16 protein-coding genes are annotated in these 19,579 nt (G+C 37.9%); 9 read left to right on the forward strand and 7 right to left on the reverse strand.

The window, feature by feature from the left end:
- Window positions 1–77: 77 nt before the first annotated feature.
- Together ACERCG_RS09530 and ACERCG_RS09535 are read right to left on the reverse strand one after the other, a co-directional pair.
- Window positions 78–716, reverse strand: a complete 639-nt coding sequence (locus tag ACERCG_RS09530; RefSeq protein ID WP_006248321.1) for a DsbA family protein — start codon at window positions 714–716, stop codon at window positions 78–80.
- A gap of 62 nt (window positions 717–778) precedes the next feature.
- Window positions 779–1,048 (reverse strand): DUF1040 family protein, encoded by a 270-nt coding sequence (locus ACERCG_RS09535; protein WP_006248320.1) that lies wholly within the window; start codon window positions 1,046–1,048, stop codon window positions 779–781.
- Between the two features lie 86 nt (window positions 1,049–1,134).
- Between ACERCG_RS09535 and mobA the strand changes: the two genes are divergently transcribed.
- The gene (mobA, locus tag ACERCG_RS09540) at window positions 1,135–2,217 is read left to right on the forward strand and encodes a molybdenum cofactor guanylyltransferase MobA (RefSeq protein ID WP_373611813.1); all 1,083 of its coding nucleotides are present in this window, start codon (window positions 1,135–1,137) and stop codon (window positions 2,215–2,217) included.
- Window positions 2,218–2,261: 44 nt separating this feature from the next.
- On the opposite strand, the gene fbp is transcribed toward mobA, so the two are convergent.
- Window positions 2,262–3,266 carry a class 1 fructose-bisphosphatase gene (gene fbp, locus ACERCG_RS09545; protein ID WP_373611814.1) on the reverse strand — a complete coding sequence of 335 codons (1,005 nt, stop codon included), beginning with the start codon at window positions 3,264–3,266 and terminating at the stop codon, window positions 2,262–2,264.
- A 138-nt stretch (window positions 3,267–3,404) separates the two neighbouring features.
- On the opposite strand from fbp, the gene ACERCG_RS09550 reads away from it, so the two are divergent.
- From ACERCG_RS09550 to ACERCG_RS09575, 6 genes are all read left to right on the forward strand, one after another.
- Window positions 3,405–4,178 (forward strand): D-hexose-6-phosphate mutarotase, encoded by a 774-nt coding sequence (locus ACERCG_RS09550; RefSeq protein WP_373611815.1) that lies wholly within the window; start codon window positions 3,405–3,407, stop codon window positions 4,176–4,178.
- Between the two features lie 126 nt (window positions 4,179–4,304).
- Window positions 4,305–5,255: a beta-ketoacyl-ACP synthase III gene (locus ACERCG_RS09555; protein WP_373611816.1), complete on the forward strand. Its 951-nt coding sequence runs from the start codon at window positions 4,305–4,307 to the stop codon at window positions 5,253–5,255.
- Window positions 5,256–5,264: 9 nt separating this feature from the next.
- Window positions 5,265–6,014: a tRNA (guanosine(46)-N7)-methyltransferase TrmB gene (gene trmB, locus ACERCG_RS09560; protein ID WP_373611818.1), complete on the forward strand. Its 750-nt coding sequence runs from the start codon at window positions 5,265–5,267 to the stop codon at window positions 6,012–6,014.
- A 30-nt stretch (window positions 6,015–6,044) separates the two neighbouring features.
- On the forward strand, window positions 6,045–6,386 hold the full coding sequence (locus ACERCG_RS09565) for a YggL family protein (RefSeq protein WP_373611819.1): 342 nt from the start codon (window positions 6,045–6,047) through the stop codon (window positions 6,384–6,386).
- A gap of 105 nt (window positions 6,387–6,491) precedes the next feature.
- Complete coding sequence (locus tag ACERCG_RS09570; protein ID WP_373611820.1) at window positions 6,492–7,025, forward strand: YggT family protein; 534 nt, start codon at window positions 6,492–6,494, stop codon at window positions 7,023–7,025.
- 315 nt (window positions 7,026–7,340) lie between these two features.
- Window positions 7,341–8,837 carry a hypothetical protein gene (locus tag ACERCG_RS09575; RefSeq protein ID WP_373611821.1) on the forward strand — a complete coding sequence of 499 codons (1,497 nt, stop codon included), beginning with the start codon at window positions 7,341–7,343 and terminating at the stop codon, window positions 8,835–8,837.
- 155 nt (window positions 8,838–8,992) lie between these two features.
- On the opposite strand, the gene ACERCG_RS09580 is transcribed toward ACERCG_RS09575, so the two are convergent.
- Together ACERCG_RS09580 and ACERCG_RS09585 are read right to left on the reverse strand one after the other, a co-directional pair.
- Entirely contained in the window at window positions 8,993–10,546 is a 1,554-nt protein-coding gene (locus ACERCG_RS09580) for an AAA family ATPase (RefSeq protein ID WP_373611822.1), read from the reverse strand.
- Window positions 10,547–10,688: 142 nt separating this feature from the next.
- Window positions 10,689–12,365, reverse strand: coding sequence for a hypothetical protein (locus ACERCG_RS09585; RefSeq protein WP_373611823.1), 1,677 nt, complete (start codon window positions 12,363–12,365; stop codon window positions 10,689–10,691).
- 238 nt (window positions 12,366–12,603) lie between these two features.
- Between ACERCG_RS09585 and ACERCG_RS09590 the strand changes: the two genes are divergently transcribed.
- The gene (locus tag ACERCG_RS09590; RefSeq protein ID WP_373611824.1) at window positions 12,604–14,034 is read left to right on the forward strand and encodes a hypothetical protein; all 1,431 of its coding nucleotides are present in this window, start codon (window positions 12,604–12,606) and stop codon (window positions 14,032–14,034) included.
- 213 nt (window positions 14,035–14,247) lie between these two features.
- On the opposite strand, the gene ACERCG_RS09595 is transcribed toward ACERCG_RS09590, so the two are convergent.
- On the reverse strand, window positions 14,248–15,807 hold the full coding sequence (locus ACERCG_RS09595) for an ATP-binding protein (RefSeq protein ID WP_373611825.1): 1,560 nt from the start codon (window positions 15,805–15,807) through the stop codon (window positions 14,248–14,250).
- A 147-nt stretch (window positions 15,808–15,954) separates the two neighbouring features.
- A complete protein-coding gene (locus ACERCG_RS09600; RefSeq protein WP_373611826.1) occupies window positions 15,955–17,481 on the reverse strand; it encodes a hypothetical protein in 1,527 nt (508 codons plus the stop codon).
- 308 nt (window positions 17,482–17,789) lie between these two features.
- On the opposite strand from ACERCG_RS09600, the gene ACERCG_RS09605 reads away from it, so the two are divergent.
- Window positions 17,790–19,367, forward strand: coding sequence for a hypothetical protein (locus ACERCG_RS09605; RefSeq protein WP_373611828.1), 1,578 nt, complete (start codon window positions 17,790–17,792; stop codon window positions 19,365–19,367).
- Window positions 19,368–19,579: the final 212 nt, after the last annotated feature.

A 19,579-nucleotide genomic window follows, 5' to 3' on the forward strand; every position in this document is an offset into this window, starting at 1 on the left:
TCTCCGAGTTTGCATATAAAAAATGCTGAATAGGATTTACCTACTCAGCATTGTAAAACCCTAACTATTTTAAGGGGTTATTTCTTACTTAAGAACACAACCGCATCAACATAACGTTTGATGAAATCATTCGTTGATGAAGAATCTGCAAAGCCTTCTAAGTTGAGTTGGTATTGACCATTTACGAAGAATGCAGGCACACCACGAATTTGGAAGTCTTCCGCTAATTGAACTTGTTTATTCACTAAGCCATTTACCGCAAAGCTATTAATGCCGCTATCAAACTGTTCAGCTGTAATGCCGTTTGCTAAGAATACAGAGCGAATATCGTCCATTGATTTGAATGCGTCTTTTTGAGCACCTTCAAATAATGCGGTTTTTACTTTATCTTCCGCACCTAATGCCATTGCTAATGCCCAAGCACGAGTTAAATCTTCAGATTGGCGACCTAAGAAATTAACGTGATATTGCACTAATTTGCTATCGCTTGGTAATTTTTCTTTGATTTGGCTTGGGATTTTGTAGCTTAATTCAAAATCATAACAGTGTGGGCAGTAGAATGAGAAAAATTCCACCACTTCTTTTTGTGCAGAAGGTGCTTTACGCACTTCGATATATTCTTTGCCTGCGGTTGGATCAGCAGCGATTGCCGTTGAGTTAAATGTAAAAAGGGCAGAAAGTGCAACAAATGCCGTTTTTAATGCCAATTTTTTCATAATGATTCCTTCAAAATGTTGATAAATAATAAATGCTAAACTAGTTAACGGATAAGACAATCTTAATCGTTTAAAATTCCACGAGCTCGCAATAAAGCCGTTTTAAAATCATCTTCATAATCTTTTTTTATGCCGGGAATAGGCTCAAATTTGCCTGCATTTCGCATTTTAAGCTGATAGATTAACACCTCATCGCTTAACGCTTTGAAATTATCAGGCTCGCCCACTTCAACAGAAAGCTGCTGCAAAATATCAATGAGGTGTAAGTCAGGATTTTTACGCCAATGTTCGCCAAGTAACTCTAATAACTCTTCTAAACGTTCGCATTTCATCTTTTACCCCTTAAAAAACTTGTTGGAAATTAAACGAAATAATATACTTTTACTCCTATTTTTGCAAAATTTTAAGGGATAAAGCTGTGAGTAAAACAATAGAAGAACGCATTTCAGCCGTGATTTTAGCGGGCGGTTTAGCTCGTCGAATGAATGGGGTAGAAAAAGGGTTACAACTTTTTGAAGGAAAACCGCTTATTTCACACATTTTAGCCCGACTTTCACCACAAGTTAGTGACATTTGGCTTAATGTCAATCGTTCTATTGAGCAATATCAGCAGCTTTATCCTGCTTTTTCTTACTATCAAGATAGCTTGCCTGATTTTCAAGGTCCACTCAGTGGAATGCTGGCAGGATTTGAGCAAATTGAAAGTGACTATTTGCTTTTTGTGCCTTGCGATACGCCCTTTATGCCTGAGCTGTTATTGCAAAAATTAAAAACTGCTTTGCGGATAAATAACGTACAAATTGCATATGCCCATGATGGAGAACGTCCACACCCAACTTTTGCATTAGTTCATCGTTCTGTTAAGGAGAAACTTATTGCCTATTTAGCATTGGGCGAACGCCGATTACTTTGGTTTTTTCAATCGCAAAAAAGTGTGGCAGTCGATTTTTCCGAACAAAAATCGGCATTCACCAACGTGAATACATTGGAAGATTTAAGCCGAGTAAGCCAATTCCCTGTAAAAAACCTTGCAATTACAGGCTACAGCGGCACAGGTAAAACCACCTTATTGGAAAAATTAATCCCAAAATTGACCGATTGCGGTATTCGGGTTGGGCTGATTAAACATTCCCACCATAACGTTGATGTAGATAAAAAAGGCAAAGACAGCTACCGCCTACGTGAAGCGGGAGCAAATCCAACAATGATCGTGTGCGATGAACGTTGGGCGTTAATGACAGAAACCAAACAAGCGGTCGAATTTTCTCAATTAATTGCAAAATTCAACCCACAAGAGGTTGATCTCGTTTTCGTAGAAGGCTTTAAACACGAAACCCTACCGAAAATTCAACTCCACCGCAAAGACATTGAAAAACCATTGCCAGAGCTAGACCAATGGACGATTGCCACCGCAACGGATTACCCGCTTGAGAGAGAAAATTGGTTGGATATTAATGATGTGGAGCAAATTGCGGAATTTATAAGAAACTGGATTAGGTAAAATTAAGGCGAACTTGATGTTCGCCTTTTGTTTTAGATAGCGTTCTATTTCGCAAATTCTTGCATAAATTCGTCCGCTTGTTTTACCATTGAGCTTGAGCCTACAAAGAATGGTACACGTTGGTGGAGTTCGGTTGGTTTGATGTCTAAAATTGGGTTAAAGCCATCGGTTGCCATTCCGCCTGCTTGTTCTGCTAAGAAGGCAATAGGGTTGCATTCATAGAGTAAGCGTAATTTGCCTTTTGGGTAAACGGTTGAAGTTGGGTAGATGTAGACTCCGCCTTTTAATAAATTGCGGTGGAAATCTGATACCAATGAACCGATATAGCGTGATGAATATGGGCGTTTGGTGGCTTCGTCCGTTTCTTGGCAATATTTAATAAAGCGTTTTACTCCTTGAGGGAAGGTGACATATTGTCCTTCGTTGATGGAGTAATATTTCCCTTCCGTTGGGGTTTTGAGATCTGGGTGGGAAAGAATAAATAAGCCTAATGATGGATCGTAAGTAAAGCCGTTCACGCCATTGCCCGTGGTGTAAACCAACATTGTTGATGAGCCATAAGTGACATAGCCTGCGGCAACTTGTTTACGTCCTTCTTGCAAGAAATCTTCTTTGGTTACAGGTGTGCCAATAGGCGAAACACGGCGGTAGATCGAGAAGATCGTGCCAACAGATACATTCACTTCAATGTTAGAAGATCCATCAAGCGGATCGGTCATTAAAATATATTTTGCATTGCGACCACGTTCGGTATCAAAAGCAACAAAGTCATCATCTTCTTCTGAGGCAAAACCAGCTACATCTTCACGGGCAAGCAAGGCTTTTTTCATTGTTTCGTTTGCGAAAACATCAAGCTTCATTTGAGCTTCGCCCTGCACATTTTCAGAACCTGCGGTGCCTAAAATATCTTGGCTTAAGCCCGCACGGTTGATTTCACGATGAATAATTTTGGCGGCTAAACGAATTGATGACAAAATACCACTTAATTCGCCTTTCGCTCCGGGATATTCGGCTTGTTTTTCAATAATAAATTCGCCGAGGGTTTTCATAGTTTTCTCCTTATCTATGTTAGAATATAGGATATTATAGCGACTACCTAAATGGGGTAGAAAATTAATGCTTGATTTTGTGATCTAACTCACATTTTTGTTGCTTTTCAATCATTTTAGTCATCAAAGGAAAATATTATGAACTTGAGCAATGAATTAAAATTAACCAAATATAATGAATTGGACGTGCTGGAAGTGAATCACAGCAAAGTCAAAGCCAAAATTGCGTTGCAAGGGGCTCAACTGCTAAGTTGGCAGCCATATAATGCGGAGCAAGATGTATTGTGGTTAAGTGAAATTGAGCCTTTTAAAGCAGGCTCAGCTATTCGTGGTGGCGTGCCGATTTGTTACCCTTGGTTTGGAACAGTAAAAGAACCTGCCCACGGCACGGCTCGTATTCGAGAGTGGAATTTAGTTGAACATTCTTGTTCTAGTGAAAGCGTTCGTTTAGTGTTCGCTTTAGAACAGGAAGCCAAAATAGAGATGATTTTAGGAGAAACTTGCGGGCTATATTTTACACATTTAGGCTCAGAGGCTGCACAGTTAGCATTGCATACTTATTTTAATGTTGGCGATATCACAAAAGTGGAAGTGCAAGGCTTGCCAACGCGCTGTTTTGATAAGCTAACCGATCAAGAAGTTGAAGTGCCATCTCCTCGCCAAGTCGATCAAAACATAGACTGTATTTATGCAGCGAACCCAACAAATATCATTCAGGATTTCACTTACCAAAGAGCTATTGTGGTTGAACATCACAATGCAACAGAAACAGTTTTATGGAATCCTTGGCATAAACCAATAGGCGGAATGAGCGAAAATGCTTATCAGAAAATGGTTTGTGTTGAAACTGCTCGGCTGAATATCTTACTTCAGCCACAAGAAGTGGTAAGTGTTAAAATTTCGGTTCAATAAATTCACAAGCGGTTGTTTTTAGTAAAAAAGTTACCAAAAACAACCGCTTGTAAAGTCTATATATTTCTCTATTTTCACGCTATAATAACGGATTACTATTTTAATCGATTGAGAATAATCAAAAATATGAACAGCAAGATTTTAGCAACGGGAAGCTATTTGCCGGGTCAAATTCGCACCAATGCTGATTTAGAAAAAATGGTGGACACTTCTGATGAGTGGATTGTAACTCGTTCGGGCATTCGTGAACGCCGTATCGCCGCAGCTGATGAAACTGTTGCAACAATGGGTGCAAAAGCGGCTCAACAAGCGTTAGAAATGGCAAAAATTGATGCTAATGAAATTAGTTTAATCGTGGTGGGTACAACCACCAATTCTCACGCTTACCCAAGTGCGGCTTGCCAAATTCAAGGCTTATTAAATATTCAAGATGCGATTGCCTTTGACGTAGCCGCAGCTTGTACAGGTTTTGTGTATGCGTTAAGCGTTGCCGATCAATTTGTGCGTAACGGGCAAGTGAAAAAAGCATTAGTAATCGGTTCAGACATCAATTCTAGAATGCTAGATGAAACTGACCGCAGCACCGTTGTGCTATTTGGCGATGGAGCAGGGGCAGTGATTTTAGAAGCGAGCGAAGAGCAAGGAATTATTTCCACCCACTTACACGCTTCACCAGATTTGGATAATAACCTGACGTTAAAAGGTCAAAAACGTGGCGAAGAGCGTTCGGGCTTTATCGAAATGCAGGGCAATGCGACTTTCAAAATTGCGGTTAACCAGCTTTCAAGCGTGGTAGAAGAAACGCTTGAGGCAAACAATTTACAAAAATCTGACCTTGATTGGCTCATTCCACATCAAGCGAATTTACGCATTATCACTGCAACGGCGAAAAAATTAGAGATGGAAATGGATCAAGTGGTGGTTACCCTTGATAAATACGCCAATACCAGTGCGGCAACTGTGCCTGTTGCCCTTGATGAAGCGGTACGTGATGGGCGTGTGAAACGTGGTCAATTATTACTCCTCGAGGCTTTCGGCGGCGGCTGGACTTGGGGTTCTGCATTAGTGAAGTTTTAAGGCGAGAAAATGTCAGAAAAGCAAACTTTTGCAGATAAAAAACGTAAAACGGTTGAGCAAGCTGAATTTACCGAAGATGGTCGTTATTTAAGAAAAGTGCGTAGCTTCGTGTTGCGTACTGGTCGTTTAAGCGATTATCAACGTGATATGATGAACAACAACTGGGCGAATTTAGGGCTAGATTATCAGCCAACCCCGTTTAATTTTGAGCAGATTTTTGGTAACAACAACCCTGTTGTGTTAGAAATCGGTTTTGGAATGGGCAAATCGCTAGTTGAAATGGCAGAACAAAATCCAGATAGAAACTATATTGGTATTGAAGTGCATACCCCGGGCGTTGGGGCTTGTATTGCTTATGCACTAGAAAAAGGGATAAAGAATTTAAGAGTGATTTGCCACGATGCAACCGAAATTCTACGAGATAGTATTGCCGATGGCTCATTGGGCGGATTACAGCTCTATTTCCCCGATCCTTGGCAGAAAGCAAAACACCACAAACGCCGTATTGTTCAACCTGAATTTATCACACGAGTGATTGAAAAATTAAGCCCGAACGGCTTTATTCATTTTGCAACCGATTGGGAAAATTACTCAGAGCATATGCTCGACGTGTTACGCCAATTTGAAGATAAATTGCAAAATACATCAGCAACCAATGATTTTATTCCACGCCCAGATTTTCGCCCTCTAACCAAGTTTGAAGAAAGAGGACATAAGCTAGGACACGGTGTGTGGGATTTATATTTTGTAAAAAAATAGCAATAGTTTATTTAATAGAGGAGAGAAAAAATGGCAGTTCAACGTAATGCTCGTCAGCGTAAAAAAATGCACTTAGACGAATACCAAGAGTTAGGTTTTGCAATCAAATTCAGCTTTGCTGAAGGTACGGGTATTGACCAAATTGATGAAACGGTTGATCGTTTCATTGATGAAGTTATTCGTCCAAACGGTTTAGCCTTAGAAGCAAACGGCTACTTAAATTGGGAAGGTTTAATTTGCTTAGAAAAATTAGGCAAATGTGATGAATCTCACCGCCAATTAGTGAAAACTTGGTTAGAAAACAACGGCTTACAAAATGTACAAGTAAGCGAGTTATTCGACATTTGGTGGGATTACCCAGCACAAGCTTAATTGATTAACACAGATACAAGCGGTTATATTTTTCTGAAAATTTGCAAATTTTTTCGTAAAAACGACCGTTTGTTTTTTAATTTTAAGTATAAAAGAGAGAAATAAATGGAATTTTTAGCCCCTGTTATTTCATTAGTTGTTGGCTTCTTTAGTTTTATTTTAGTGTTAAGAACGTGGTTACAATTTTGCCGCGTTGATCCACGTTTACCTATTTCACAAACTTTGCTCAAAATCACTGAGCCTTTAGTCGCTCCAGTTGGCAAATTAATTCCAACGGTTAAAAACATCTGCTTTCCCGCACTCTTCATTGCAGCGGCATTAGTCACGTTACAATTTATCTTATTTGGCGTTGATGTACCTCGCTCCGTTTTAATCGGCTTATTAAGTTTAGTGAAAACCTTTGGACAAATTCTCTTTTTCACTACCTTAATTCGAGCATTAATGAGCTGGGTTACACAAGGCAACCACCCACTTGATTATACCGTTGCCCAAATTACTGAACCTGTGCTTGGCTTTATCCGCAAACTGCTACCAAGAACAGGAATGTTAGATTTCTCGGTAATGGTGCTAGGCTTCGGCTTATTACTGCTAAACAGCTTGTTCTACCAAGTTTTTGGCGGGTTATGGTCTGCAGCTTAATAAAAGCTACAACTATAAAATTTAACTCAAGGGCTATTTTTAGTTATCCAATAGAAATAGCTCTTGATTTTTAGTTTTAGAAAAATAACTTTCTTCTTTATCTAATCTTTTCTATTTCCCTCTCTATGCTCATAAATTTCAGAATATTAATCAAATGGAGTATTTTCTGCATTTATGAGTATTTCACTCTCTCTAAAAAATAGATTACGAAATTCACTATTTCCAGAAACTTGATAATTTACTGTACATCAAAAACTTTCACATAAGATCCATTATCAGAAGTTCGACAATCTAGGCAGGGTTCGTGAGGTGTTGGTGGATAACGATGCCAATAAAAACACCGAAGGTAAAATACGCCCAACCGATAATAGCGGCAAAACCGTACAAGGCATAGACCAAGTATTGAAGTACAGCTATAACGAAAAGGGCGAAAGAGCCTCCCTTGAGCGTGATAACAACGTAGATGATAAATTTGATTATCGTGAAGAATATACCCTAGATGCAAATGGTCGTTGGGTTGGTAAAAACATCGACTTAACTAACGATGGTACTTTTGATAGAAAAGAGATTTACACCAAATCGCCTTCGGACGCTTATGTGAAAACGGAATTCTATAACCTTGTGCCAGAAGGCAGCGGTACAAAAGACATCTTAACCAAGATTGAGCATTATGAAAATAATGCTAATGGTCAACGCACTGCATTAAGAGGGGATATGCAGGGTGACGGCTCAATTGATTATGTTTCTACTTATGACTTAGATGCATCAGGTAGAACGTATAAATCCTATGCTTATGAGAGAGATAATATCACTGTTGCACAAGTGACTACTTATACTCGTGATGCGAATGGGGATGTAACCCGAAGCGAACTCACTGATGCAAATGGTTTATTGTTGTCTTCAACTAACTATGAAAGAGATGCGTTAGGTCGTACAGTAGTCTCAAGAGTAGATAGCAATGGTGATAATGTAGTAGATAGAAAATATGAGTATACTCACGACGACTACGGTCAAGGAATTTTGAGAAAAGAGTATGCTTATAATCAACCTAATCAAACATTAGAACTTTCATCTACGACAGAACAAACGTTCAATTCAAGTAATTACGTTATTAGTAATAAAATAACTGCAGCTGATGGCTCTTTCATAGCAAACGTATATGAGCGTGATGAATATGGTCGAATCGCTAAAGGAACGGTAACGGGAAGAAGTAATTTCTCATGGGAAAATACTTATAATCCGGATAATACAATAGATATACGGACAGAATATCGTCTAGATGGTACTTTTGCTTCTAAGTTAGCTTATTCTGACTATGATCTTAATGGTCGAGCTAGTACGGTTCATCGATACAATGCTAAAGATGAATTAACCCAAATAGACTCAGTCATAAGAGATACTCAAGGTACCCAAATTCATACTATTATTGATACTGTGAGTAATGGTATTGGTGCAGATCGTTTCACATTTGGTACAGTAGGTGCAGGTTTATCCTTCCACTTTACACAAGATTTAACAACGTGGAAAGAAGAAGAGCTTGCTAGACTGGGAACATCTCTGAAACAGATAAACTTAGCCATAAACTCTATCTCGACACTTACACTCAATGCTGAAACTGTAGCGAAAATCAGTGAAGGTGGATTAAGAGTAGTAGGTGGTACAGATAACAACGATATTCTGAACCTCTCCGGCTTTGAAAAAGCAGCGAGCAGCACAGTTCGTAACTACGACCTGTATACTGCAACGGTAGATGGGGAGGCATTGAACTTGTATGTTCAAAACAACGTTGATGTGAATATCATCGGTGGTTAATCGTTAATCTTTTAACTTCAAAATGAAATAAAGCCTCAGCAGCAATGCTGAGGCTTTTTTATCTTTTAAATTCTTCGTATTATTTCCAAAAACAAGCGGTTAAATTTCCCTTGTTTTTGCAAAATTTTCAGGAAATTTAACCGCTTGTCACCATATTATAAGCGAGCAATATCAAACGCGACTTCTCGGCTATCTTTATTAAACTCCACCCCAATTTGGTAAATCGTTTTGCCTTGTCCTTGATATTTCTTCGCATAATCTCGGTCGATAATCTGTGCTAACGCTAACCCAAGCGGGCTTTCTTTCACATCTTTCCCTACTACTTTAAACTCAAAAATATAGACGTGGTTGTTCACCAGTAATGTCATATCAATATTCCCCACGCTGGTTGCATCTTCGGTAATAATCGGCAACCCCAGGCTGGCAAAATAGGCATAAAACACACTCGCCCAATAGCCCTCATAATAAGCAATATTGTTATTTCTATGCCAATCGTGCGGAATACTGGCGAAAAAGGCTTTGAGAACAAGCTGCATTCTGGTTATGTCGTGTTGAATTAAGGTATCGTATAAATAAGAACTTAGCTCTAGTCCTGAATCGTTTTTATGTAAAAAGCGTCTCAACAATAAGGCATTCAGGCTCTGCTGCACCTCTTTATTAGGGAATTTTAGCGTATAACCCGCTCTGCCCATTTTTTCAATTTGTTGGTTAATCGTAAGATAACCAGTCTGGAACATAAGGGCGATAGGGCTAATATCGCCCACATCGAATTTGGATAACAATAAATTATCCGAAATTTGCTGGGAGATTCTACCCAAATCCACATTTTCATTGATGAGTTTGTCAATCAAAAAGGTGGGCGACCCCGTTTCAAACCAATAAGGCTCGTAAATCCGTTTTTGGAAAAACAACAAAATATCAAACGGATTATACACACTCTCACCAGACCAGTTATAGCCGTTGTACCAATTTTTCAGCTCGTTTAAATCCACGCCTGATAATTCAGGAGCAAACACCGCTTCAAGCTCGGATTGGGTATAGCCGCAGAGGTTGGAGAACTGTTTGTCTAATGTGGCATCGTAGAGGTTATTCAAGCCCGAAAACAGGTTGATTTTACTGAATTTGGACACGCCGGTGAGCATTGCAAAGCGGATATTCGCATCTTGCCCTTTAATTACCGAATAAAAATCCCTTAGAATATCCCGCATTTGTAGGGCGGTTTCGGCGTGTTCTAAATTATCTAAAATCGCTTTATCGTATTCATCAATTAAAATAACTGCTTTTTGTTGGTGCTTTTCGGCAATTTTATTAATTAAGTCATCAAACAACGTCCCCAACCCCGAAAAATCAGCCAATTCCACCCCATATTGTTTGGCATTTTGTTGTAATTGCGAGGTGAGTAACTCTGTTATTGTAGCTTTGGATTTTGCTACCCCTTTGGCAAAATTAAAGCGAATAACAGGAAATTTAGCCGACCAATCCCAATGCTTTTCAGCATACAACCCAGAAAACAATGCCTTATTCCCTGAAAACAGCTCGGCAATGGTATCCAACGTTAAACTCTTGCCAAACCGACGGGGACGGGAGAGGAAAATAAATTTTCCGGTTTCAATCAATTCCAAGATTGGTCGGGTTTTATCCACATAGTAATAGCCCTCTTGAACCAATTGGGCAAAAGTTTGAATACCGATAGGCAGTTGTTTTTTCATCTTTTCTCTCCGAAAAAGGGCGTGTTGATGAGCCAAATTATAGCAGAATTGCAAATTTTTAGGAAAAAATGACCGCTTGTAACGGCTTTAAGGTAGGAAAAAAGCCCCCATATTTCTATGGAGGCTTTGGCTTGGACATTCTTTAGACAAGGTCAGAAATGTTAATATCCGCATCAATAATTAACTTGTAAGTTGAATTATCAATTTGCGTTGAATATTGATTATAGAGTTGCTTATCAATAGTTATTGGGCTATTGAGATTTTTTAATTCAATGTCTTCTAAACGTACAGTATCTGTTGAATCACCTAGAATACGCACCTCTTTTGATAATGCTTTTAGTGCATTTTTATCTAATGTTAAAGAAGATTGTGTTGATTCATCAGATAATTGAATGAACCTTACATTAGCGAGTTTAGACAGTTTTTCAGCTGTCCAATCACTACTGTCCGTCATATCTAAATGGAAGGATTTATCCGCTTGACCTCCTGCATTACCAATAATTATTTGATCAATACGACCATTTCCTCCAAAATCTATCATTGTTAATTTTGTACTACCAAATGCATCATGTTCAAAATACTCAATGCGAGAAGTTTTCCCTAAGCCATTAACAACTTTCCACGAGGTTACTTTATTAAACGCCTGAGAATTCAAGTTATTGCCATCGTAATCATATGAGAAATACCTCGTTGAATCTCCTTCTTTATTAATCTTTCCGTCTCCATCCCTGTCCACTTCCCAAATTGTTAATCTTCCAAAGTCATCGTAGTGATTTGTACGGATATAGCGTAATGCTGCTTTATTTGGGTTATCAATTTCTAATGGTGACTTGATATACGTTCCGGCTCGTGAAAGATCATACTCAGTAACGGTATAGAACTGACCATAGTTCGTAGATGTAAAGTGATATAAAGCATCATCAGCAGTAACACCATTGCCCGTTCTATCAACATAAACTCGTTCACGATTACCTAACGTATCATATGTTATTGTCTCAATATAGTCAGGAGTATCTAAGTTGTTATCTGAATCTCTACGTTCACTGGTTACTCGACCATAATTATCATATGTATAATGAATGGCTGAATCCGTAGAGCCATTATTATCACTATCTTTTTGTAACATAGTAATTCTACCAAGAGCATCTCGGATATAGGTTTCGGAAGAATCTATAGAACCGGTGTTACCAGTGTCTATTTCTTTTTTCTTCAAGTTTCCATCAGGATAATACTGATAAACTTCCCTACGGTCGATTGAACCATTTCCATCAACATCAAAGAAAGCTTCGGAAGCACGACCATACTCATTCAGCCTATATGTTGTTTTACTATTAATGGTAGTGTCGCCGAGAAGATCTGTTTTAGTTACCTCAGTTTGATTATTTGCATTTAAGCTATACTCCTCAATCTTCGCTATAACTTCTTCCAAAATCTCATATTTATTTTTAATGAGATTATAGAAGTGGGTTTTCTCTATAGCACCATCAGCCTGTAAGGTGTAAACCTCTTTCTTATCAAATTGATCATCATTTGTTAAATCAATCTCTTTTTGAGTAACTTTACCGTTCGCATCTAAGGTATAGACTTCACGGTAATCAGGCTCGTCGTCTACGTTATTATCCCGTTGCATAGAGATTTTTTCGCCTTTCACGTTATAGTCATACTTCAACACTTGGTCGATGCCGGCAACAGGTTTACCGCTGTTATCAGACTGTGGTTTACCTGTAGTTTCTTTAGCGTCATTGTCCACTAATACCCTTACAACCCTGCCTAAACTGTCGAAGATCTGATAATGGATCTTATCAGGAAAACTGACCATTATTCCTTTCTAGATTTATATACTCAAAAATAGAATTTTTCCCTACTGATCATTTTTAGCTATTTTTTCCATTTTTACTCAAATGGAGTATTTGATTGTTTTTTGTGCTAAACAATCAACAACTTAAATTGGTTATATTTTAGCCTTTTTAGTGCTTGGCTTTATGCGTTAAAAATAAGATGGTTTTCCTGATAAGATCCATTATCAGCAGTTCGATAATCTGAGCAGGGTTCGTGAAGTGTTGGTGGATAACGATGCCAATAAAAACACCGAAGGTAAAATACGCCCAACCGATAATAGCGGCAAAACCGTACCAGGCATAGACCAAGTATTGAAGTACGACTATAACGAAAAGGGCAAAAGAACCTCCCTTGAGCGTGATAACAACGTAGATGGTAAATTTGATTATCGTGAAGTTTATACCTTAGATGTGAACGGTCGCCAAACAGCGAAAGAAATCGACTTAACCAATGACGGTAAGTTTGACCGCAAAGAGGCGTACACCAAAGAAGCGGATGATGGTTTAGTGCAAACCCACTTCTACAACTTAGTAGATGACAAAGAGGTCTTAACGAAGATTGAGAATTATGAGCTGAATGCGAATAATCAGCGCATACATCTTTTAACTGATGTATTTGGTGATGGTTCATCAATAAACGGTGTATCTTATGAGTTAGATGAATATGGACGTGTTGCGAAAGCTTATTTTGATATGGCTAATGATGATGTGATTGATAGAATCGAGACTTACACTCGTAATAGCAATGGTGCTGTAACTCAAATCGTTAAGACTGATAGTCAAGGTAAGATAACTGAGATTCAAGACAGGGAATTGGATGCTTTAAATCGTATCACGAAATACACCTATGATTATACTGGTGACGGCCAGCCTAATCGTATTGTTGAGCAGAAATTCAACCAATGGAATCTAGTAAGTGAGCAATTTACCGATAGAACAGGTAATGGGCTCACAAACGATGATATCATTTATGTTCGTGAATATAATCCGCAAGGGCAGATTGCTATTCAAAAGGGTATTAATCCTGTTACGAATAAAACAGTGTCGGTTACATATATGGAGTATGATGAAACAGGCTTTACTACTGTAAATAAAAACGACATAGATTTAGATGGTAAGATTAGTTCAGCACGTGATAGGATTGTTCTCTTTACTCAAGATCCTGTTTCGGGTTCGAAAAATGGAGAGACTGTATACGACGGCACAAATAAACTCTTACATAAAGAATTTGTTGAGCGTGATAATAACGGTATTATCACACTAACCTTCCGAGATAATTTCAATGATGGCACAATTGAACGTATGGAATTCGGTAACTATACTGGACAATATACGAAAAACCATGCGGAAGATTTAACAAATTGGACTCCTGAGCGTATTGACTATATCAAAGGATTAAACTTGATTATGTTAAGTAGTGCTAGCTTTGAATCCACTTTAACCTTAGATCGTGAAACGATTGCTAAGATTGCTCCAGCGAATAATTCAATTCGAATTATGAATGGGGATGCGAACGATACAGTGAATTTACTTGGTTTTACCCAATCAGAGACCAGCTCTCGTGTGGGACATAACCAATATACTACTGATATTGATGGCACAACTTACATCGTACATGTGAATGATGGCACAGAAGTGATTCTTGGCTAATAGCTAGAGAAGCAAGAATCCTGCTTATAAAGGTGGGATTCTTGTTAATCAGGTGAGCAATCACCATTTTACAAGCGGTTGATTTTTATAAGAAATTTGTAAAATTCTCTATAAAATCAACCGCTTGCTACATTTAAATTATCTGACAAAAAGATTATTTGTAGAAGATCAAGTCTGATCTTCTACAGCTAAACTCAACCGCTTGTCACCACATTATAAGCGAGCAATATCAAACGCGACTTCTCGGCTGTCTTTGTTAAACTCCACACCAATTTGGTAAATCGTTTTGCCTTGTCCTTGATATTTTTTAGCATAATCTCGGTCGATAATTTGGGCAAGAGCTAACCCGAGCGGGCTTTCTTTTACATCTTTACCCACCACTTTAAATTCAAAAATATAAACGTGGTTATTCACAAGCAATGTCATATCAATATTGCCGACATTGGTGGCATCTTCGGTAATAATCGGAAAACCAAGACTAGCAAAATAGGCATAAAACACGCTCGCCCAATAGCCTTCGTAATAAGCAATATTGTTATTTCTGTGCCAATCGTGCGGAATACTGGCGAAAAAGGCTTTGAGGACTAACTGCATACGGGCGATATCGTGTTGGACTAGGGCATCGTATAAATGAGAACGCAGCGTTGAGCCTGATTCATACTTATGTAAGTAACGGCGTAGCAACATCGTATTTAGACTTTGTTGCACCTCTTTGTTAGGGTATTTAAGGGTATAACCCACGCCATCAAAGGTATTTACCACCTTATCAATGGTTAAATAGCCCGTTTGGAACATCAAGGCAACGGGGCTGATATCGCCCACATCAAACTTGGAGAGCAAAATATCATCAGAAATATCTTGCGAGATTTTGCCTAAATCGATGTTCTCATTGACTAATTTATCAATCAAAAAGGTTGGCGAACCCGTTTCAAACCAATAAGGCTTGTAAACTCGTTCTTCATTAGAGAAAAAAAACAACACATCAAAAGGGTTATAGACACTCTCCCCCGACCAATTATAGCCGTTGTACCAATTCTTCAACTCGCTTAAATCCACACCCGATAATTCAGGGGCGAACACAGTTTCTAATTCAGACTGAGTATAGCCACATAAATCGGAGAATTGTTTGTCGAGTGTCGCATCGTACAGATTGTTTAAGCCTGAAAAGAGGTTGATTTTGCTGAATTTGGAGACGCCTGTGAGCATTGCAAAGCGCAGATAGGCATCGCTTTCTTTTAGCACGCTATAAAAATCTCTTAAGCGGTTTCTAGCTAAGATAGCTTGTTCTGGGGTGGAGAGGTTATCTAAAATTGGCTTATCATATTCATCAACTAACACCACCACTTTTTGCTCTGTTTGCGTGTAAATATGCTTGATAATCCGCTGAAAACGAGCCGCTTCCGATAAATGTGATTTTTCAGACAAACCGTGAATTTCTTCAAGTTCCTCGAGCTTTTCATTCAGAATTTGAATTAAACGCTCTTCATCAAAGGTCACATTTGTACCAAAGCTAATACGGATAACAGGATATTTTTTCCCCCAATCCCAATGCTTTTCCGCATAAAGCCCATCAAATAAGGCTTTGTTGCCCGAAAACAGCTCGGCAATGGTATCTAAGGTTAAACTTTTGCCAAAACGACGAGGGCGGGAGAGGAAAATAAACTTCCCCGTTTCAATTAATTCAAGGATTTGGCGTGTTTTATCTACATAGTAATAGTTTTCTTGAACTAATTGCGAGAAAGTTTGAATACCAATAGGGAGTTGTTTTTTCATATTCTCTCCAAAAATGGGCAGTAAGGGTTGATTGGAATTATAGCAGAATTGCAAATTTTTCGGGAAATTTGACCGCTTGTAGGGAGTTTGAAGCGAAAAAAAGCCCCATATTGCTATGGGGCTTTGTTATGTTACAAACTCAATAAATTAACCTAAAACAGTATCAACAGTATCCGTTATAAATACGGTGTAAGTTGTACCATCTACATCAGCGGTATATTGGTTATGTCCTGCTTGGCTACTGCTATCTGCTTTAGTAAAGCCTTCAAGGTTTACCGTATCAGTACTATCTCCTGTAATACGAAGAGTATTGGTTTTAGAAACTAAATTTGCCAGTGTTTCTTTATCCAAAGTTAGCTGACTGCTAGTAAGCGTATTACTTAATACAACGGTTTCTAACCCTTTGTTAAATCGAGCAACTTGATCTGCAGACCAAGCACTCATATCGACGTGGTGATTATTTACCGCTATATTTCCTGAATAGTTACCGAAAGCAAATAGGTTAATTGTACCGTCAGCACCATTATCACGATAATAATGTAGTGGATTGCCAAGATCACCCACCTCAATCTCTGCGACTGTTGTTTTGATACCTTTATCATTAAAGACAGTTATCTTAGATACAGCTCTTGACCAAACTTTGTCATACTCAAGATGCTCAAAAGTTTCACCATTATCCACAATACCATTCTTATTTCTGTCTAGATGTTGATAACTTCTACTGCCTTTATCATCGTATTTAACAAGCAGATCGTAATTTTGCGAACTACTAATATGATAAATTTTAGGATTTCCATATTCATCATATTCTACGGTTTCGTAATATTCATTGCTATCAGGTTTGCCATTAAGAGGTTTATTCTCATCAATCCAATAAACAATCTGTCTATTTGAACTATCAAATTCACGATAAGCTACTCTTTCAAAAATACCATCTCCGTCATAGTCTGTGCTATACTCCTGCGGATTACCATATACATCGTATTTATAATAATCGGTTCTATCTATACTACCGTTGTTATCAGTATCGTGTTTTATAGATATTCTTCTACCTAGATTATCATAGGTGTAAGTAACTACTGAATCAATCGACCCATTATTGCCGATATCAACTTCCATTTTAATGATATTGCCTTGCATATCACGAGTATAGCTTTCAGCACGGTCAATGGTTTTATCGCCATCTGTATCAAAATACGCCTTCGCTATTCTGCCTAAGTTATCTAGGTCATAACGAGTAATTGAGTTGATAGTGTTATCGCCTAAGATATCTACCCTAACTTCAGTACGTTGATTATTCACATTATTTTCATAATGCTCAATCTTGGTTAAGATGTCTTTTGTACCGCTGCCTTCTGGCACAAGGTTATAGAATTCCGTTTTCACATAAGCGTCCGAAGGCGATTTGGTGTAAACCTCTTTTCTATCCATTGTGCCATCATTGGTTAAATCGATTCGTTTTTCCTCAATATTACCATTCGCATTTAAGGTATATTCTTCACGATAATCAAATTTACCATCTACGTTGTTATCACGCTCAAGGGAGGTTCTTTCGCCTTTGACGTTGTAGTCGTATTTCAATACTCGGTCTATGCCTTGTACGGTGTTGCCGCTATTATCGGTTGGGCGTATTTTACCTTCGGTGTTTTTATTGGCATCATTATCCACCAACACCTCACGAACCCTGCCCAGATTATCGAACTTCTGATAATGGATCTTATCAAGAAAACAAGCTACTAACTTATTCAGATTTGATTTGTTAAAAAGCGACTGTTTTATCCATTTTTACTTTGAGTGTTTTTTCTTCTAATTTTTATCAAATGGAGTATTCGATTATTTTTTAGACTAAATAATATAGGAAACAAGTTGGCTAGATTTTAGCCTTTTTAGTACTTGGTTTTATACGTTACAAATGAGATGGTTTTCTTGATAAGATCCATTATCAGCAGTTCGATAATCTGAGCAGGGTTCGTGAGGTGTTGGTGGATAACGATGCCAATAAAAACACCGAAGGTAAAATACGCCCAACCGATAATAGCGGCAAAACCGTACAAGGCATAGACCAAGTATTGAAGTACGACTATAACGAAAAGGGCGAAAGAACCTCCCTTGAGCGTGATAACAACGTAGATGGTAAATTTGATTATCGTGAAGAATATACCTTAAATGCAAATGGTAATATTCTTGAAACTGGGGTTGATTTACTCAATGATGGTAAGATTGAGAAAATAACAAAAAATACCTTAAATGCTCAAGGTAATATAGTTTCATCAGAATACTACAACCAAACAGCAGATGGTACACAAATTTACACTGGTAAGGGTGTGTATAAATTAGATAATAATGGGAACTATACTGAGAAATCTACATATTCTGCTATAGATGCATTACATCAAATTGAAACATATGAACTGGATGCAAAAGGTAACATAGTGAAGAAATTCATTGATAACTATGGTGATGGTACAATTGAACGCGCAGAAATCTATAGCTTAGATGCTTATGGACGTATTGCGAAGATCGAAAATGATGTTGGAAACGATGGCATAATCGATAGTCAATCAGTTTCAACATATAATGCATTAGGCAGAAGAACCAAATTATCTGCTGATAATGATAATAATGGTGTATTTGACCGTATCTCTGAGTATAAATATGATGTTTATGGTAATAACTATCATACTATAAACTTTAATACCCTAGGAGATAAAATCTCTGAAACTATAGTTTACTCTTATGACTCTCATGGTAGAAGGCTAGAGCATTATATTGATAGACTTGGTGATGGTCCTTCAAGAGATGACACTTTCTATAAGTCAAGTTATAACGATGTTACTGGCTTATCAAGAGTTGACTATTATCGAGGCGATAGTAAAGAATGGTATGGTGCAGATATTCAGGTAGGGAAAGACAACTATGGTAGAGTAAATGTGATCGCTAGCCCAGTAGCTGAAAATAGTCAAGAAATAGCATCTTACTATAATATCGCTCATGAAAATCCAATTTATATAAATGCCGAAACTCAAATGAAGAATTTCTTGGGTGGAACTATGCAAAGTGATGGTTCTATTTCTGGCGGACAACTTAATTGGACTGCTGATTTCATTATCTCTGAAACAGGTGGTACTCTAAAAACCTTTATCGATAATGTTGGCGAAAAAGATGGAAGTCAATATGAACAGCTCATTTATGGCAATCGCCAAAATAATGGTGCTCTAGACTTTATTGATGATTTCACAACTTGGTCTACTGAAGATGTTAATCGTCTCAAAGGTTTAAGAGTTATAACATTAAGTAAGTCAGATGCTTCTACTGAGATTACTTTAGATAGTGCAATTATTGGAAAAATGGCACCTACAAATAGTGTTGGTACTGTCCAAGATGCATTGATTATCAACGGTGATGCAACCGACAAAGTTAATCTTAAAGGCGATAGTTTTACAAAATTAGCAACTACATTTACAGGCAGAGATGAAGAATTCGATATGTATTCAACAGAAGTTGATGGCAAAACTTACACGTTGTACATTGATAATGACATTCAAACTGTTATTGCTTAAACAAGCTAGATAAATCAATGTTATAGCAATGTCCTAGCTCTAAAAGTTAGACTGGCTTAATTAAAGTTACTTTCAGTTAAGTGTTTAACTGTAGAAGATCAGACTTGATCTGACAATTCACTCTAAAAAGTGAGAGTTTCCCGTTTAGAATATGAGTGTCAAAAATCAATCTAAACAAAAAGGAAACTCTCATGTTTTATTACTTACAACCC

It is taken from the genome of Mannheimia sp. E30BD, assembly GCF_041807785.1.
Classification (GTDB): Bacteria; Pseudomonadota; Gammaproteobacteria; order Enterobacterales; family Pasteurellaceae; genus Mannheimia.

What these genes read in the sequence shown, in the direction of transcription:
- ACERCG_RS09530 (WP_006248321.1), bottom strand. Translation starts at nt 716, where the DNA reads ATGAAAAAATTGGCATTAAAAACGGCATTTGTTGCACTTTCTGCCCTT.
- ACERCG_RS09535 (WP_006248320.1), bottom strand. Translation starts at nt 1,048, where the DNA reads ATGAAATGCGAACGTTTAGAAGAGTTATTAGAGTTACTTGGCGAACAT.
- fbp (WP_373611814.1), bottom strand. Translation starts at nt 3,266, where the DNA reads ATGAAAACCCTCGGCGAATTTATTATTGAAAAACAAGCCGAATATCCC.
- ACERCG_RS09550 (WP_373611815.1), top strand. Translation starts at nt 3,405, where the DNA reads ATGAACTTGAGCAATGAATTAAAATTAACCAAATATAATGAATTGGAC.
- ACERCG_RS09555 (WP_373611816.1), top strand. Translation starts at nt 4,305, where the DNA reads ATGAACAGCAAGATTTTAGCAACGGGAAGCTATTTGCCGGGTCAAATT.
- trmB (WP_373611818.1), top strand. Translation starts at nt 5,265, where the DNA reads ATGTCAGAAAAGCAAACTTTTGCAGATAAAAAACGTAAAACGGTTGAG.
- ACERCG_RS09565 (WP_373611819.1), top strand. Translation starts at nt 6,045, where the DNA reads ATGGCAGTTCAACGTAATGCTCGTCAGCGTAAAAAAATGCACTTAGAC.
- ACERCG_RS09570 (WP_373611820.1), top strand. Translation starts at nt 6,492, where the DNA reads ATGGAATTTTTAGCCCCTGTTATTTCATTAGTTGTTGGCTTCTTTAGT.
- ACERCG_RS09580 (WP_373611822.1), bottom strand. Translation starts at nt 10,546, where the DNA reads ATGAAAAAACAACTGCCTATCGGTATTCAAACTTTTGCCCAATTGGTT.
- ACERCG_RS09585 (WP_373611823.1), bottom strand. Translation starts at nt 12,365, where the DNA reads ATGGTCAGTTTTCCTGATAAGATCCATTATCAGATCTTCGACAGTTTA.
- ACERCG_RS09595 (WP_373611825.1), bottom strand. Translation starts at nt 15,807, where the DNA reads ATGAAAAAACAACTCCCTATTGGTATTCAAACTTTCTCGCAATTAGTT.